Consider the following 13,722-nt stretch of genomic DNA (forward strand, 5'->3'; position numbering starts at 1 on the left):
ACGAGAACGCCGCCATGAACTCCACCACCGCCCCCCGCACCGCCGTGGCCCTGCCCGCAGGCACCCCGGCTGCAGCCCGCACAGCGCTCAAGCTGCTGCAGCGCCTGCAGCATGGCCACCTCACGGTGCAGCTGCCCGACGGCACCTTGCAGCACTTCGGGCATGGCAACGGCCCCTCGGCCGCGATCACGCTCAAGAACTGGAACGTGTGCAGCGCCGCGCTCAAGTCCGGCGACATCGGCTTTGCCGAGAGCTACATTGCGGGCGACTGGACCACGCCGCACCTGACCGACCTGCTCAAGCTCTTCATCGCCAACCGCCAGCAGGTCGAAGGCGTGATCTACGGCACCTGGGCGGGCCGGCTGCTGTACCGCATCAAGCACCTGCTCAACCGCAACACGCGCGCCAACAGCCAGAAGAACATCCACGCCCACTACGACCTGGGCAACGCGTTCTACGAACTGTGGCTGGACGACACGATGAACTACTCGTCCGCCTGGTTCGAGGGCGACGCGGGCGGCGACATGCGTGCCGCCCAGCACGCCAAGGTGCGCCGTGCGCTGCGCATGGCCGGCGTACAGGCGGGCGACCGCGTGCTGGAGATCGGCTGCGGCTGGGGCGCCCTGGCCGAGATGGCGACCACCGAGTTCGGTGCATCCCTCACCGGCGTCACGCTCTCCACCGAGCAACTGGCGTTTGCGCAGAAGCGCATGGCGGCGCACGGGGTGCAAGCCAAGGCCGACCTGCGCCTGCAGGACTACCGCGACATCCAGGACGGTCCGTACGACGCCATCTGTTCCATCGAGATGGTCGAAGCCGTGGGCCGCGAATACTGGCCGACCTATTTCCAGTCCGTGAACCGGCTGCTCAAGTCCGGCGGCAAGGCCTGCATCCAGAGCATCGTCATCGACGACAGCCTGTTCGAGCGCTACATCAGCTCCACCGATTTCATCCAGCAGTACATCTTCCCCGGTGGTTGCCTGCCCTGCCCGCGCGAATTCCGCCGCGAGGCCGAGGCCGCAGGCCTGCGCGTGGTGGACGAGTTCGCGTTTGGCCAGGACTACGCCGAAACCCTCAAGCGCTGGCGCGAGCGCTTTCTGGCGCAGCGCACGCAGATCCTGCAGCTCGGGTTTGACCAGCGCTTCATGCATATCTGGGAGTTCTACCTCGCGTACTGCGAGGCGGCGTTTGCCATGAGCAACATCGACCTGGTGCAGTACACGCTGGTCAAGGACTGATGACCACTATGAAAAATATAGCTGCTTGCGCTTTACTGATAAGCGCTGGAGCCTTTTTTTATTCAAATTCTGCCTTGGCCCAAGCCGTGCCTGCGGCCCAGGCGGCAGAGGCGCCGCCCGCCATGCCCCTGCCGGATGTGCGCCTGGCCGGCCAGGGCGTGCTGCGGTTTCTGGGTTTTGAGATCTACCGCGCCCGCCTGTGGGTGCAGCCCGGCTTTGATGCCGGCAACTACGGCGCACAACCCCTGGCGCTGGAGCTCACGTACCACCGCGACTTTTCCGCCGAGGCCATCGCCAGGCGGTCGCTGGAGGAGATGCGCCGTGTGGGCAGCTTCACGGCCGAGCAGGCCACGCGCTGGCAGCAGGCGTTGCAGGCAGCGCTGCCGGACGTGAAGTCGGGTGACCGGCTGCTGGGCATTCACCAGCCCGGCGTGGGCGCCACCTTCAAGATGGCCGGGCGCGTGGTGGGCGAGGTGCCGGACGCCGAGTTCTCGCGCCTGTTCTTCGGCATCTGGCTTTCGCCCCAGACCTCCGAGCCCGGGCTGCGCCAGGAGCTGCTGGCCGCCACCCGCACTGCAGGCCAGCCATGACCTCCACGCAGCCCCTCCGCGCCAGCGCAGGCCTGGCCTACGGGCTGCTGGGCCTGCCGCTGGCGTTTGTGGCGCTGCCGCTGTACGTGCTGCTGCCCAACCACTACGCGCGCGAATTTGGCATGCCGCTGGCCACGCTGGGCGCGGTGCTGCTGGCGGCGCGGCTGTTCGATGCGTTCACCGACCCGCTGCTGGGCCGCCTGGCCGACCATCTGTTTGGCCGCTCGGTGCGCGCCGTGCTGGCGGTGGGCGCGGTGTCGGCGGTGGTGCTGGCGCTGGGGCTGACCAGCCTGTTCTTTCCCCTGGTGCGCGGGGCCGATGCGCTGATTGCCTGGGCGCTGGTGGCACTGCTCATCACCTACACCGCCTACAGTCAGCTCAGCATTGCGCACCAGTCCTGGGGCGCGCGCCTGGGCGGCGACGAGTTGCAGCGCGGCCGCATCGTGGCCTGGCGCGAAGGCGCTGCGCTGGTGGGCGTGGTGCTGGCTTCGGTGCTGCCTGCGCTGCTGGGCCTGCCGATGATGCTCAGTGTGTTTGCCATCACCCTGCTGCTGGGCTGGTGGGCGTGGACGCGCTCCCCGCGCCCCACCGCCCATGCGGGTGCTGTGGCTGGTGTGTACCGACCCGCGCAGCGCGCCAGCCTGTGGCGGCCCTGGGGGCGGCCCGCCTTCCGCCGCCTGCTGGCGGTGTTCATGCTCAACGGCATTGCCAGCGCCATCCCGGCCACGCTGGTGCTGTTCTTCATCCAGGACCGTCTGCAAGCCCCGCCCGCGCAGGAGCCGATGTTCCTCGCGGCCTACTTTGTGTGCGCAGCGCTGTCCATCCCGCTGTGGCTTCGCGCCGTGGGGCGCTGGGGCCTGGCGAGCACCTGGTTCACAGGCATGCTGCTGGCGATTGCCGTGTTTGTGTGGGCCGCGTTTCTGGGCGCGGGCGATGTCGTGCCGTTCATCATCGTCTGCGCGCTCTCGGGTGTCGCGCTGGGCACCGACCTGGCCCTGCCCAGCGCCCTGCTGGCCGGCGTGATTGCCGCCGAAGGCGACGGCGGCCAGCACGAGGGCGCGTACTTTGGCTGGTGGAACTTTGCCACCAAGCTCAACCTGGCCCTGGCCGCGGGCCTGGCGCTGCCGCTGCTGGGCTGGTGGGGCTACACGCCCGGCACGCGCAGCGACGACGGCCTGCAGACCCTGGGCCTGGCCTATGCCGTGCTGCCCTGCGTGCTCAAGCTCACTGCGGCGGCAGCGCTCTATCTCCTCATCCTGCGGCGCCCGCGTGGCGCGGCGATTGTCTGAATTCGAACCGACCAAGGCCCACCACCATGATGCACAGACGTATTCTCCTTTCGGCCGCCGTGGCGGCGCCCGTGGTGCTGTCCGGCTGCGCCAGCCAGAGCCTGGATGGTTACGCCAGCGAAAAGCCGGTGCTCGACCTGGCCCAGTATTTCAACGGCACCATCGACGCCTACGGCATCTTCCAGGACCGCAGCGGCCAGATCGTCAAACGCTTCACCGTGGTCATGGACTGCACATGGAACGGCAACGAGGGCGTGCTCGACGAAGCCTTCACCTACTCCGACGGCACCACGCAACGCCGCATCTGGCGCCTGACCAAACACGCCGACGGCCGCTACACCGGCACGGCCGACGACGTGGTGGGCACCGCCAGCGGCCAGACGCGCGGCAATGCCTTCCGCTGGACCTACACGCTGGCGCTGCCGGTGGATGGCAAGGTCTACAACGTGGATCTGGATGACTGGATGTACCTCATCGACGACCGCGTGATGCTCAACCGCGCCACCATGAGCAAATTTGGCGTGCGTCTGGGCGAGATCACGCTGTCCTTCACCAAGCGCGCGCCATGAGCCTGAACCCGCCCCTGCGCGACTGGCGCGGCCGCCGGGCCTGGCTGATCGGAGCCAGCAGCGGCATTGGCCGGGCCACAGCGGCGGCGCTGCATGCGCGCGGCGCGCAGGTCATAGTCTCAGCCCGCAGCGCTGATGCGCTGAACACCTTTATCGTGCAGCACCCGGGCAGCACGGCGCTGGCGTTTGACACCGCCGAGCCGGCACAGGTGCAGGCCGCCGCCGCGCAGGTGCTGGCCGGTGGCGCGCCCGACCTGGTGTGCTACTGCGCGGGCTACTACCGCGACATGCGCGCCACCGATTTCGACCTGGCCGTGATGCTGCGCCACGAGCAGGTCAACTACAACGGCGTGTTGCTGGTGCTGGCTGCCGTGTTGCCCGCCATGCTGGCGGCCGCGCAGGCCGGGCGGCCGGGGCATGTGAGCCTGATCAGCAGCGTGGCGGGGTTCCGGGGTCTGCCCAAGAGTCTGGCCTACGGCCCCACCAAGGCCGCCCTCATCAACCTCGCCGAAGCGCTGTACCTGGATCTGCACGATCTGGGCATGGGCGTGAGCGTGATCAACCCCGGCTTTGTGGCCACACCGCTCACAGCGGGCAACGACTTCACCATGCCCGCGCTGATCTCCCCGGAAGCCGCCGCAGCGGCCATCGTGCAGGGCTGGGAGCGTGGGCATTTCGATATCCACTTCCCCAAACGCTTCACGCGCGTGATGAAGCTGCTGCGCCTGCTGCCCTACCGGTGGTATTTTCCGGCGGTTCGCAAGTTCACGGGACTTTGAGCTTCCATGCAAACGCCCTACACATCGCCCTTCACCGAAGACGCCGTCACGCGCTTCATTGCGTTCTTTGAAAACCTCTCGCCCGCAGACGTGGCAACCCTGGGGCAGGTGTATGCCCCCGATGCACGCTTCAAGGATCCGTTCAACGAGGTGCAGGGCGTGCCCGCGATCCAGGCCATCTTTGCCCACATGTTCAGGGCGCTGGATGAACCCCGATTTGTGGTCACCGGCCGCGTGGTGCAGGGCAACCAGTGTTTCCTGACCTGGGATTTCCTGTTCGCCTTCCAGCGTTTTGACAAGGGCGTCACGCAGACAGTGCGCGGCGCCTCGCACCTGGTGCTGGATGGACACGGGCTGGTCACCCTGCACCGCGACTACTGGGACGCCGCCGAAGAGCTGTATGAAAAGCTGCCCGTGGTGGGCGCGCTGATGCGCTGGCTGCGCCGGCGGGCCAATTCCTAGCACCCCAAAAAGCCGTTGCGCCACGTGCAGGCGCAACCGCCGTGGCGTGCGATCAGGACGGCTTCGTGTCGGCGAAGCTCGGGCGCAGCATGAGCTTGTCCATGAGCTTGCCCAGGTTGGGGTATTCGTTGCGCCAGGCGATCTCGGGAAAGCGGAACTCCAGCCAGCCCAGGGCGCAACCCACGGCGATGTCCGACAGGCTCAGGTGGATGCCGCTGCAAAACGGCTTGTCGCCCAGGCCCTGGCTCATGGACTTGAGGCCGTCGTTCACCTTGACGAGTTGGCGGTCGATCCAGGCCTGGCTGCGTTCGCTGTCCTTGCGGTGGGCCCAGGTGGCTTCCAGGCGCGCCAGGATGCCGGCGTCCATCACACCGTCGGCCAGCGCCTCCCAGGTCTTGACCTCGGCGCGTTCGCGGCCTTGCGACGGGATCAGCTTGCCCACGGGCGACAGGGTGTCGAGGTATTCCACGATCACGCGCGAGTCAAACACGGCCTCGCCGCCTTCCATTACCAGACACGGCACCTTGCCCAGAGGGTTGGAGGCTGCGATGTGGGTGTCCTCCGCCCAGACGTTCTCCTGGACGAACTGGTAGTCGAGCTTTTTCTCAGCCATCACGATACGTACCTTGCGCACGTAGGGGCTGGTGGTGGCTCCGATCAATTTCATGGTGTGTCTTCCAGTGCGCAGGGGCTGAACAATTCGGGTTTGATTCTATCGACAGCCGCCCTGCGCAAGGCTGACTGATGCGCCGCCCCCACAAACCGCGCGCACCCGCCCCGCCTACAATGGCGCGCCATGAGCCTGTCCACCATCACCGCCCTGTCGCCGCTTGACGGCCGTTACGCCAGCAAACTTGCCGCCCTGCGCCCCATCATGAGCGAGCACGGCTACATGCACCGCCGCGTGCAGGTGGAAGTGGCGTGGTTCATCGCCCTGTCAGACGCCGGATTTGCCGAGTTCAAGCCGCTGACCACCGGAGCACGCGCTTACTTGCTGGGCCTGGTCAAGAACTTCTCCGAGGCCGATGCCGCGGCCATCAAGGAGATCGAAAAGACCACCAACCACGACGTGAAGGCGGTCGAATACTGGATCAAGAGCAAGTTCGAAGCCCGCCCCGAGCTGGAAAAGGCCGCCGAATTTGTGCACTTTGCCTGCACCAGCGAAGACATCAACAACACCAGCCACGCGCTGCAGCTGCGCTCGGGCCGCGACCAGGTGATCCTGCCTGGCCTCGACCGCATCGTGCTCAAGCTGCGCGAAATGTCGCACGCCTTTGCCGACGTGCCCATGCTCAGCCGCACCCACGGCCAGACCGCCAGCCCCACCACCGTGGGCAAGGAAATGGCCAACGTGGTGATGCGCCTGCAAACGGCCTGCGAGAAGATCGCCGCCGTCAAGATCATGGGCAAGATGAACGGCGCCGTGGGCAACTACAACGCCCACCTGTCCGCCTGGCCTGAGTTTGACTGGGAAGCCTTCAGCAAGAAGGTCATCGAAACGCCCGAACCCTTGGGCCTGGGCCTGACCTTCCAGCCGTACTCGATCCAGATCGAGCCGCACGACTACATGGCCGAGCTGTTTGACGCCGTGGCCCGCGCCAACACCATCCTCATCGACCTCTCGCGCGACATCTGGGGCTATGTGAGCCTGGGCTACTTCAAGCAGCGCCTGAAGGCGGGCGAGATTGGTTCCAGCACCATGCCGCACAAGGTCAACCCCATCGACTTTGAAAATGCCGAAGGCAACCTGGGCCTGGCCAACGCGGTTTTGAAGCACCTGTCGGAAAAGCTGCCCATCAGCCGCTGGCAGCGCGACCTGACCGACAGCACCGTGCTGCGCAACATGGGCGTGGCCCTGGGCTATGCCGCGCTGGCCTATGCCTCGCTGCTCACGGGCCTGAACAAGCTCGAAATCAACGAAGAAGCGCTGGCCGAAGACCTCGACGCATCGTGGGAAGTGCTGGCCGAGCCCATCCAGACGGTGATGCGCCGCTTTGGTGTGCAGGGCGCTTACGAAAAGCTCAAGGACGTCACGCGCGGCAAGACCGTGACGGCCGAGGCGCTGCATGGGCTGATCGCCTCGCTGGAGATCCCGCAGGCAGAGAAAGACCGGCTGCTGGCAATGACGCCCGGCAGCTATGTCGGCAAGGCGGCCGAACTGGCGCGACGCGTTTAACCGGCAGATTTATAGCCTTTTTGGCCTCCAGCGCTTGTTGGTCAAGCGCTGGCAGCTATCTATTTAGTAGTGAGGCTGCATGGCCATCAAATCCACCATCTTCAAGGCGAACCTCCAGATCGCCGACATTGACCACGGCTACTACGCCGACCACGCGCTCACCCTGGCGCGCCACCCGAGCGAGACCGACGAGCGCATGATGGTGCGGCTGGCCGCGCTGGCCATCCAGGCGCACCAGCTCAATGACCTGTGCAATGGCGATGGCCAACTGGCTTTTGGCGCGGGCCTGTCCGACCCGGACGACCCGGACGCCTCGCTGACCGATTTCACCGGGCGCAAGCGCGTGTGGATCGAGGTGGGCCAGCCCGAGGACAAACCGCTGACCAAGGCCTGCAGCAAGGCCGATTCGGTCATCGTCTACTGCTTCAACCACGCGGCCGAGATCTGGTGGAAGGGCATTGAAACCAAGCTTTCGCGCCTGGAAAAACTGCAGGTCTGGCGCATTCCCACCGAAGCCTCGCAGGCGCTGGCCCAGCTGGCCGAGCGCAGCATGCAACTGCAGGCCACGGTGCAGGAGGGGGCCATCACCCTGAGCAGCACGCAGGGCAGCGTGCATGTGGAGCCCGTTCGCTGGAAGTAACTCGGGAAATACACATCAAAATGGCTGTTGGCGCTTTACTGGCAAGCGTTTGCAGCTATCAATTCGGTAGTTTCCGACTCAGTCCCTGGGCATGAGCGTGCCGCACTGCCAGCACTGCTCAAACCCGCCCTCCACCATCTCGCCACACCGGCACATCCAGCGGCGCTGGGGCAGGTCTTGCAGCTCCTGCAGCAGCGCGCGGGCGCGGGAGGCGTGTTCTTCGTGGTCCAGCCAGATCTCGGGCAGACATTGGTCGGGCGGCAAATGCCCGGCGGCGGCACCCAGGTACTGCCGCTGCACCGAGGCCGCCATCCCGGCCTCGCACAACAGGTCAGCCCACAGCGTGGCAATGGCAATGTTCGGGGCTTGGATGAGGCGCAGCATGGGCCCACCATACAGGGTTGGGCGCTGCGCGTACAGGGCCGGGGCTCAGCGGGGACCGGCGCCTTGCACGGGGGTGTGTGGCACAACCGGCTTGTCCGAAGGGCCCTCGGCGGCGCGCTCCGCATAGCGGTTAAACCGCCAGGCCGTGTGTTCGAGCGTGATGCGGCGCCACACCCCGCGTTTTTCGGCGGGTGTCATCGCCGGCCAGAACTGCACTTCATCAAACGTGCGGCCACAGCCCTTGCACAGGTCGTCCCCCTGGCTGGTGGAGCAGATGGCAATGCAGGGGGTGTCAGGGGTGGCGTCGTACCATCCCAGCCAGGCCGCCAGCGCCTCGGGCGGCAAGGCGTCTTCGTCCACCGCATCGGCATGGCGGAACACCATGAGCGCATAGGCCTCGCCCAGCGCGCGCAGCTCGGGCGCCAGCACGATGCCATCGGGCGACGGCGTGCGGCTGCGCCAATAGTTGATGGCAGCTTCGATGTCGGTGATGTGGATGGCGGCCATGGGGTGCGGTAACGCAAAGGGGCTGGATCATAGCCCCACCTGCGGTGCGCAGACGGCAATGCGTGCGGCGTGTGTACGCACTATCCACAATCGCCGCGCACTTGCGCGGCAGCGCGGGCGATGTTCCAATCGACGCTTCGAAGGGGAGTAGCTCCCGACATGCCTTCCGGCCGCGCCCACCAGTGGCGCCGCGATGCATGCCATCGGTACCGTCGTCAGTACGAAGCAACGCTTCCGGCGGTCCGGGCCCAGTGCACACCGCAAGGCAGGCACTGGGCCGAGCAAGACCTTTGATGGCCCGTTGTGGGCTGTTCAAGGCCGTTCCCTCGCATTCTCAGCCCCTGCGGCACGCCCTTGATCTGCCCATTGCAGACCCCTATCCCCGGGTTGGACTCGGCGCTACAGTGGCAGCCCATCCGCCCTTGTGCCCATTGATACTGAGGAATTTATGGACTTTTTGTCTTCGCCTGCATTCTGGCTAGCGCTTGGCCAGATCATCATCATCGACATCCTGCTGGGTGGCGACAACGCGGTGGTCATCGCCCTGGCCTGCCGCAAGCTGCCTCCCGCCCAGCGCACCAAGGGCATCATCTGGGGCACGGCCGGCGCCATCGTCCTGCGCGTGATCCTCATTGCCTTCGCCATGACGCTGCTGGCGCTGCCCTTCCTCAAGTTTGTCGGGGCGCTTTTGCTGGTGTGGATTGGCGTGAAGCTGCTGGCCCCGGACGAGGACGGCCACGGCGACGTGCAAGGCAGCGACAAGCTGTTTGCCGCCATCAAGACCATCATCGTGGCCGACCTCGTGATGAGCGTGGACAACGTGATCGCGATTGCCGGTGCCGCGCAAAACGCGGGCGAGCACCAGTTCCTGCTGGTGGTGCTGGGTCTCCTGATCTCCATTCCGATCATCGTGTGGGGCAGCCAGCTCGTCATCAAGCTGATGGAGCGCTTCCCCATGATCATCACGGCCGGCGGCATGCTGCTGGGCTGGATTGCGGGCGGCATGCTCGTCAGCGACCCCGTGTTTGCCAACCCTGAAAAGTGGCAGTGGATGCTCAAGATCGCGCAGACCGACGTCATCAAGTACGGTGCCAGCGTGGCAGGCGCGCTGCTGGTTCTGGCCGCAGGCAAGGTCATCCTGGCGCGCCGCGCGGCGTCGGCACCCGCCCAGGGCTGACGTTTATCGGGCCGCGCACGCACACCGAAGGGTTGGCGGCGCGGCGGATGCCTGTGTGAAGGGGGCCTGCCTGGCGGTAGCGCCCCCTTTTGTCGTTCAAGGCTTTGCAGGAGGTGGTATGAACAGAGTCATCGTGTATGTGGACGATGCGGCCAGTGCGCAGCAGGTGCTGGCACCCTTGCTGGTGCGGGACACGGCGGGCGACACCCTGTGGGTGCTGGTGGCCTGCGCGCCGCGCATGACGCACCGGATCAGCAAATGGGTCAGCCACCGCGCCCGGGAAAACTGGCGCGACAAATGGGCAGACAAGCTGTTTGCCCAGATCCTCCCGCTGTTCCCCTCACCCTCCGTCAAGGTCACCACGGTGCTGGCCAAGGGGCCATTGGCTGAAATCACCGATGAATTGCACGCCGCAGGAGCGAGCCCTGCGCAGGTGGTGGATGCCCGCCGGCCCCGGGCGGAAAGCCCGGACGTTCCCGCGTCTTCAACTCGCCGCTGGACGCCTCTGCCAGGCACATTGGGCAGCCTGCTGTCGGGCGTCGGGGCGCTGTGGGTGCTGGGGCTTGAATAAACTGCAGGCGGCAATTGCCTGAATTTGCGCTTCCGGCGCGCGTGGGGGCGGTGCTATTCTCCGCCCATGAAACTCCTACTCAAATGGCTGCTCAGCGCGGCAGCGCTGCTGTGCGTAGCGTATGTGTACAGCGGTGTCTCGGTTCAGAGCTTCACGTCTGCGCTGATCGCGGCCTTTGTCATCGGCCTGTTCAACGTGGTGCTGCGCCCTGTGCTGGTGGTGCTCACGCTGCCGGTCACGATTGTCACGCTCGGCCTGTTCCTCTTCATCATCAACGCCCTGATGTTCTGGGCCGCCGCCAGCGTGCTGGACGGGTTCCACGTCAACGGCTTTGGCGCTGCACTGCTGGGTTCGCTGATTTATTCGCTGCTTGGCATGCTCATCGAGTCAGCGCTCGGCGGCCTGTTCACGAAGAAGTGACTCCATCGCGCGCAGCCGCGTGTCGATGATGGACGCCTCGATGTGGTCCACCTGCGGCCCGCCGCGCCGTGCCAGGTCCTGCCCCGCCTTGAACCGGTCTACCGCCGCCGCATAGTCATAACGGGCCGCATGCGCCTCGGCCTCGGCCCGCACCGCCCGCAAACCCTGGCCCTGCGCCAGCCAGGCCGAGGCCAGCAACTGCCACACCGTGGCATCGCGCGGGTGGTTGGCCACCCAGGTTTGCAGGGCACTGGTCACCTCGGCCGGGCGCCCGGCGCGCAGCAGGGCCTGGGTGCGCAGCACCAGCTCGGGCCGCCGCTGGGCGCGGGGCGCCCCGGCCCCCAGCGCACTGACGGCATCCACCGCTGCCACCGCATCCCCTGCCGCCAGCTCGATCTCGGCGGCCAGCAGCCTGGCCAGACGATGGGCAGCCGCGTCATCACGCACCAGGGCTTGCAGCCGCCCTGACGCGGTACGGGCCGCTGCCGCATCGCGCAGCTGGCTGCTGCCCAGCGCCGCGGCGTAGAGGGCAGCGGCCTGCCTGGGCAGGGCCTGCGCACCAAATCCGCTGCCCTGGGGCTCTGCAATCCACTGGCGCAGCGTATCCACCCCCGGGTTGGCCAGCACCCGGGCCCGCGCCGCCACCAGGGCATGTTCCAGCGTGGGCGCCGATGCAGCGCCCCCCCCGTGCGGGTGTGGCGCACCGGGCGGCGTGCGCGACTGCATGTCGGCCATGCGCTCGGTGGTGAGCGGGTGGCTGCGCAGGTAGGGCCAGGAGCCGTTGTCGTTGAGCCGGTTGGCTTGCTGCAGCTTGTCGAACATGCTCACAAAACCCTGGGGCGCAAACCCGGCAGGCTCCATCAGCCCGTAGCCGATGCGGTCGGCCTCACGCTCCATGTCGCGCGAAAAATTGAGCTGGTTCTGAATCGCCAGCGCCTGCCCGCCCACCATGATGGCCTGCGTGGCACCGGGGTTCTTGCTGACGGCCAGGGCCCCCAGAATCATCGCGCCCAGCAGCAGCGGCGTCTGCTTGTTCTGCTGGGTGATCAGGCGCGAGATATGGCGCTGGGTGACATGGCTGAGCTCGTGGGCCAGCACCGAAGCCAGCTCGTCGCGGGTGGCAACGACACCGATCAGCCCCAGATGCACGCCCAGATAGCCGCCCGGCAGCGCAAACGCGTTCACCGTGCGGTCGCGCCCCAGCAGGATCTCCCAGGCAAAGCGCTCGTCCAGCTCGGGCGAGAGCTCACCACGCGCCTTGGCGGCAGCCATCAAAGGGCGCCAGATGCCTTGCACATAGTCGGCAATGACGGGGTCGTCGATGTAGTCGGGGTCTCTGTAGAGTTCGCGGATGATGCGGTCACCCAGGCGGCGCTCGGCGCTGGTGGTGAGGTCGCTGGGGTCGCCGAGGGTGGGCAAGGCCGTCTGGGCACTCGCCACTGGTGCGTACAAAATGCTGTTTGCTATAAAAATTATAGCTACTAGCGCTTTCTGAACAAGCGCTACAAGCCATTTTTGTTGAAATTTTTGCACGAAGGTCCTTTGTCCACCCTCAGGGCCATGCACATGCGTTGCCCGGTACGGCTAACGCCTTATGATGCCTTCGCCCCAAAAACGTTTCGCTCCATTGTCCATGTCCACCCCCGCCTCACCCCTCACCCACTTCGATGCCCAAGGCCAAGCCCACATGGTGGACGTTGGCGCCAAGGCCGCCACCCACCGCGTGGCCGTCGCAATTGGCCGGATCGAAATGTTGCCTGCCACCTTGGCACTGATTGAGTCCGGAACTGCCAAGAAGGGCGACGTGCTGGGCGTTGCGCGCGTCGCAGGGATCATGGCAGCGAAGAGGACAAGTGAGCTAATTCCGTTATGTCATCCATTGGCGTTGACGAGGGTGGCTGTGGAATTTGAAGTCCTGCCCGCTCGCAACTCAGTGCAATGCACTGCGACAGTGGAAACGGTGGGTCCGACGGGTGTGGAAATGGAGGCGCTCACCACTGTGCAGGTGGCACTGCTTACCATTTACGACATGTGCAAGGCAGTAGACCGAGGAATGTCAATGCATGGGGTGAGAGTGATTGAGAAGCGAGGGGGCAAATCTCTGGATTTTCGGTCGCCCCCCCATTGCGTTTAATCCCAAGCATCTAACGCAAGGTACGCTTTTGGTTGTCCATCTGTCAAACCAATGATTACTGTCCACTCAAGCGTTCCTTCTGCCAACAGCGGCATGTAGCCCAATTGAGTCAGCTGCGAATTGTTTTTAGCGGCAATCTCATCCAAAGCAATTCTCTGCGCCGGGTACTTCTGCAATAAATTTCCTATTGGTCTAGAGGCCTTGATGACATCTCGCACCTGCGTTTCGTAAGGAACCCAACGTGCAGGTCGAAACGCTGGGGGCTCGCCATTCAATGCGAGGAAGATGCTGTCTTTAAAATCGGCATCTGAACTGGTCGCCAATCGGACTCCCACCAACTTGGGGCCGGTGAAACTCAGGCGTTGCAACGGTGCTGAGGCCAGATGCAGCTGATCTAGGTTAATGTCTGGAACGCTAACGATTCGAAACCTGTCGCCTTCAAACGCAATCCAGACTGGTCTGGCATTCATCAGGCTTGATACTCCATAACCTAATGCAGAAATTTGAATCAGACCGATTGCTGCCAAATCTCGCCACAGCTCTGATTTTGGCTTTTTCTGATCAAAAACTATGAATGTTAATAGTGGTCCACATATAACATCAACGGTCATCACAAGCAGAAAAATCTCCCGCCCTCTAGCCAACTCATCGAAGGGAGAAGGGTACCAGAAACCAAATACCAAAGCCGCGCATAATACTGCAATGGCAATGCTCAGGAATAGGTGGGTAGCCGACGCTTTGAGAGCTGTCTTAAATCGAGTACGAAAAAACATATAAAAAAGGGCG

General features: G+C 64.9%; 17 protein-coding genes. 12 read left to right on the forward strand and 5 right to left on the reverse strand.

Features of this window, described 5'->3' with window-relative positions; translation table 11 throughout:
* The first annotated feature begins 14 nt into the window (after positions 1 to 14).
* The 6 genes from AAFF19_RS00385 (at position 15) to AAFF19_RS00410 (ending at position 4,927) form a co-directional block, all read left to right on the forward strand.
* On the forward strand, positions 15 to 1,238 hold the full coding sequence (locus AAFF19_RS00385; RefSeq protein ID WP_342721804.1) for a cyclopropane-fatty-acyl-phospholipid synthase family protein: 1,224 nt from the start codon (positions 15 to 17) through the stop codon (positions 1,236 to 1,238).
* Between the two features lie 74 nt (positions 1,239 to 1,312).
* Positions 1,313 to 1,828: a chalcone isomerase family protein gene (locus tag AAFF19_RS00390; protein ID WP_342721037.1), complete on the forward strand. Its 516-nt coding sequence runs from the start codon at positions 1,313 to 1,315 to the stop codon at positions 1,826 to 1,828.
* The gene (locus tag AAFF19_RS00395) at positions 1,825 to 3,117 is read left to right on the forward strand and encodes an MFS transporter (protein WP_342721038.1); all 1,293 of its coding nucleotides are present in this window, start codon (positions 1,825 to 1,827) and stop codon (positions 3,115 to 3,117) included. The genes AAFF19_RS00390 and AAFF19_RS00395 overlap by 4 nt, the downstream gene beginning before the upstream one ends.
* A 26-nt stretch (positions 3,118 to 3,143) precedes the next feature.
* Complete coding sequence (locus tag AAFF19_RS00400; RefSeq protein WP_342721039.1) at positions 3,144 to 3,686, forward strand: DUF3833 domain-containing protein; 543 nt, start codon at positions 3,144 to 3,146, stop codon at positions 3,684 to 3,686.
* Positions 3,683 to 4,465, forward strand: a complete 783-nt coding sequence (locus tag AAFF19_RS00405) for an SDR family NAD(P)-dependent oxidoreductase (RefSeq protein ID WP_008903838.1) — start codon at positions 3,683 to 3,685, stop codon at positions 4,463 to 4,465. Before AAFF19_RS00400 ends, AAFF19_RS00405 begins: the two co-directional genes overlap by 4 nt.
* Positions 4,466 to 4,471: 6 nt before the next feature.
* Positions 4,472 to 4,927: a nuclear transport factor 2 family protein gene (locus AAFF19_RS00410; protein WP_008903837.1), complete on the forward strand. Its 456-nt coding sequence runs from the start codon at positions 4,472 to 4,474 to the stop codon at positions 4,925 to 4,927.
* A gap of 52 nt (positions 4,928 to 4,979) precedes the next feature.
* On the opposite strand, the gene AAFF19_RS00415 is transcribed toward AAFF19_RS00410, so the two are convergent.
* Positions 4,980 to 5,594, reverse strand: a complete 615-nt coding sequence (locus AAFF19_RS00415) for a glutathione S-transferase N-terminal domain-containing protein (protein ID WP_008903836.1) — start codon at positions 5,592 to 5,594, stop codon at positions 4,980 to 4,982.
* Between the two features lie 129 nt (positions 5,595 to 5,723).
* On the opposite strand from AAFF19_RS00415, the gene purB reads away from it, so the two are divergent.
* Positions 5,724 to 7,103 (forward strand): adenylosuccinate lyase, encoded by a 1,380-nt coding sequence (purB, locus tag AAFF19_RS00420; RefSeq protein ID WP_342721040.1) that lies wholly within the window; start codon positions 5,724 to 5,726, stop codon positions 7,101 to 7,103.
* A 79-nt stretch (positions 7,104 to 7,182) separates the two neighbouring features.
* The gene (locus AAFF19_RS00425; protein WP_342721041.1) at positions 7,183 to 7,743 is read left to right on the forward strand and encodes a YaeQ family protein; all 561 of its coding nucleotides are present in this window, start codon (positions 7,183 to 7,185) and stop codon (positions 7,741 to 7,743) included.
* Between the two features lie 78 nt (positions 7,744 to 7,821).
* Here the strand turns inward: AAFF19_RS00425 and AAFF19_RS00430 are convergent, their stop codons facing one another.
* Both AAFF19_RS00430 and AAFF19_RS00435 read right to left on the reverse strand, forming a co-directional pair.
* Positions 7,822 to 8,127, reverse strand: coding sequence for a DUF2007 domain-containing protein (locus AAFF19_RS00430; RefSeq protein ID WP_342721042.1), 306 nt, complete (start codon positions 8,125 to 8,127; stop codon positions 7,822 to 7,824).
* A 45-nt stretch (positions 8,128 to 8,172) separates the two neighbouring features.
* Positions 8,173 to 8,634: a DUF3717 domain-containing protein gene (locus AAFF19_RS00435; RefSeq protein ID WP_342721043.1), complete on the reverse strand. Its 462-nt coding sequence runs from the start codon at positions 8,632 to 8,634 to the stop codon at positions 8,173 to 8,175.
* Between the two features lie 448 nt (positions 8,635 to 9,082).
* Here AAFF19_RS00435 and AAFF19_RS00440 point away from each other — a divergent pair, with 448 nt between their 5' ends.
* The 3 genes from AAFF19_RS00440 (at position 9,083) to AAFF19_RS00450 (ending at position 10,802) form a co-directional block, all read left to right on the forward strand.
* Entirely contained in the window at positions 9,083 to 9,811 is a 729-nt protein-coding gene (locus AAFF19_RS00440) for a TerC family protein (protein ID WP_008903831.1), read from the forward strand.
* 118 nt (positions 9,812 to 9,929) lie between these two features.
* Positions 9,930 to 10,382, forward strand: a complete 453-nt coding sequence (locus AAFF19_RS00445) for a hypothetical protein (RefSeq protein WP_342721044.1) — start codon at positions 9,930 to 9,932, stop codon at positions 10,380 to 10,382.
* Positions 10,383 to 10,448: 66 nt separating this feature from the next.
* Entirely contained in the window at positions 10,449 to 10,802 is a 354-nt protein-coding gene (locus tag AAFF19_RS00450; RefSeq protein ID WP_342721045.1) for a phage holin family protein, read from the forward strand.
* Here AAFF19_RS00450 and AAFF19_RS00455 read toward each other — a convergent pair.
* The gene (locus AAFF19_RS00455) at positions 10,770 to 12,278 is read right to left on the reverse strand and encodes a M48 family metalloprotease (RefSeq protein ID WP_342721805.1); all 1,509 of its coding nucleotides are present in this window, start codon (positions 12,276 to 12,278) and stop codon (positions 10,770 to 10,772) included. The genes AAFF19_RS00450 and AAFF19_RS00455 overlap by 33 nt on opposite strands.
* A 157-nt stretch (positions 12,279 to 12,435) precedes the next feature.
* On the opposite strand from AAFF19_RS00455, the gene moaC reads away from it, so the two are divergent.
* On the forward strand, positions 12,436 to 12,936 hold the full coding sequence (gene moaC, locus AAFF19_RS00460; protein ID WP_342721046.1) for a cyclic pyranopterin monophosphate synthase MoaC: 501 nt from the start codon (positions 12,436 to 12,438) through the stop codon (positions 12,934 to 12,936).
* Here the strand turns inward: moaC and tfpZ are convergent.
* Positions 12,933 to 13,709 carry a TfpX/TfpZ family type IV pilin accessory protein gene (gene tfpZ, locus AAFF19_RS00465; RefSeq protein ID WP_342721047.1) on the reverse strand — a complete coding sequence of 259 codons (777 nt, stop codon included), beginning with the start codon at positions 13,707 to 13,709 and terminating at the stop codon, positions 12,933 to 12,935. The two genes, moaC and tfpZ, sit on opposite strands and share 4 nt — an antisense overlap.
* Positions 13,710 to 13,722 lie beyond the last annotated feature (13 nt).

The sequence above is a fragment of the Acidovorax sp. FHTAMBA genome, from assembly GCF_038958875.1.
Taxonomy (GTDB): domain Bacteria; phylum Pseudomonadota; class Gammaproteobacteria; order Burkholderiales; family Burkholderiaceae_C; genus Acidovorax.

What these genes read in the sequence shown, in the direction of transcription:
- AAFF19_RS00385 (WP_342721804.1), top strand. Translation starts at nt 15, where the DNA reads ATGAACTCCACCACCGCCCCCCGCACCGCCGTGGCCCTGCCCGCAGGC.
- AAFF19_RS00395 (WP_342721038.1), top strand. Translation starts at nt 1,825, where the DNA reads ATGACCTCCACGCAGCCCCTCCGCGCCAGCGCAGGCCTGGCCTACGGG.
- AAFF19_RS00400 (WP_342721039.1), top strand. Translation starts at nt 3,144, where the DNA reads ATGATGCACAGACGTATTCTCCTTTCGGCCGCCGTGGCGGCGCCCGTG.
- AAFF19_RS00405 (WP_008903838.1), top strand. Translation starts at nt 3,683, where the DNA reads ATGAGCCTGAACCCGCCCCTGCGCGACTGGCGCGGCCGCCGGGCCTGG.
- AAFF19_RS00410 (WP_008903837.1), top strand. Translation starts at nt 4,472, where the DNA reads ATGCAAACGCCCTACACATCGCCCTTCACCGAAGACGCCGTCACGCGC.
- AAFF19_RS00415 (WP_008903836.1), bottom strand. Translation starts at nt 5,594, where the DNA reads ATGAAATTGATCGGAGCCACCACCAGCCCCTACGTGCGCAAGGTACGT.
- purB (WP_342721040.1), top strand. Translation starts at nt 5,724, where the DNA reads ATGAGCCTGTCCACCATCACCGCCCTGTCGCCGCTTGACGGCCGTTAC.
- AAFF19_RS00425 (WP_342721041.1), top strand. Translation starts at nt 7,183, where the DNA reads ATGGCCATCAAATCCACCATCTTCAAGGCGAACCTCCAGATCGCCGAC.
- AAFF19_RS00430 (WP_342721042.1), bottom strand. Translation starts at nt 8,127, where the DNA reads ATGCTGCGCCTCATCCAAGCCCCGAACATTGCCATTGCCACGCTGTGG.
- AAFF19_RS00435 (WP_342721043.1), bottom strand. Translation starts at nt 8,634, where the DNA reads ATGGCCGCCATCCACATCACCGACATCGAAGCTGCCATCAACTATTGG.
- AAFF19_RS00440 (WP_008903831.1), top strand. Translation starts at nt 9,083, where the DNA reads ATGGACTTTTTGTCTTCGCCTGCATTCTGGCTAGCGCTTGGCCAGATC.
- AAFF19_RS00445 (WP_342721044.1), top strand. Translation starts at nt 9,930, where the DNA reads ATGAACAGAGTCATCGTGTATGTGGACGATGCGGCCAGTGCGCAGCAG.
- AAFF19_RS00450 (WP_342721045.1), top strand. Translation starts at nt 10,449, where the DNA reads ATGAAACTCCTACTCAAATGGCTGCTCAGCGCGGCAGCGCTGCTGTGC.
- moaC (WP_342721046.1), top strand. Translation starts at nt 12,436, where the DNA reads ATGTCCACCCCCGCCTCACCCCTCACCCACTTCGATGCCCAAGGCCAA.
- tfpZ (WP_342721047.1), bottom strand. Translation starts at nt 13,709, where the DNA reads ATGTTTTTTCGTACTCGATTTAAGACAGCTCTCAAAGCGTCGGCTACC.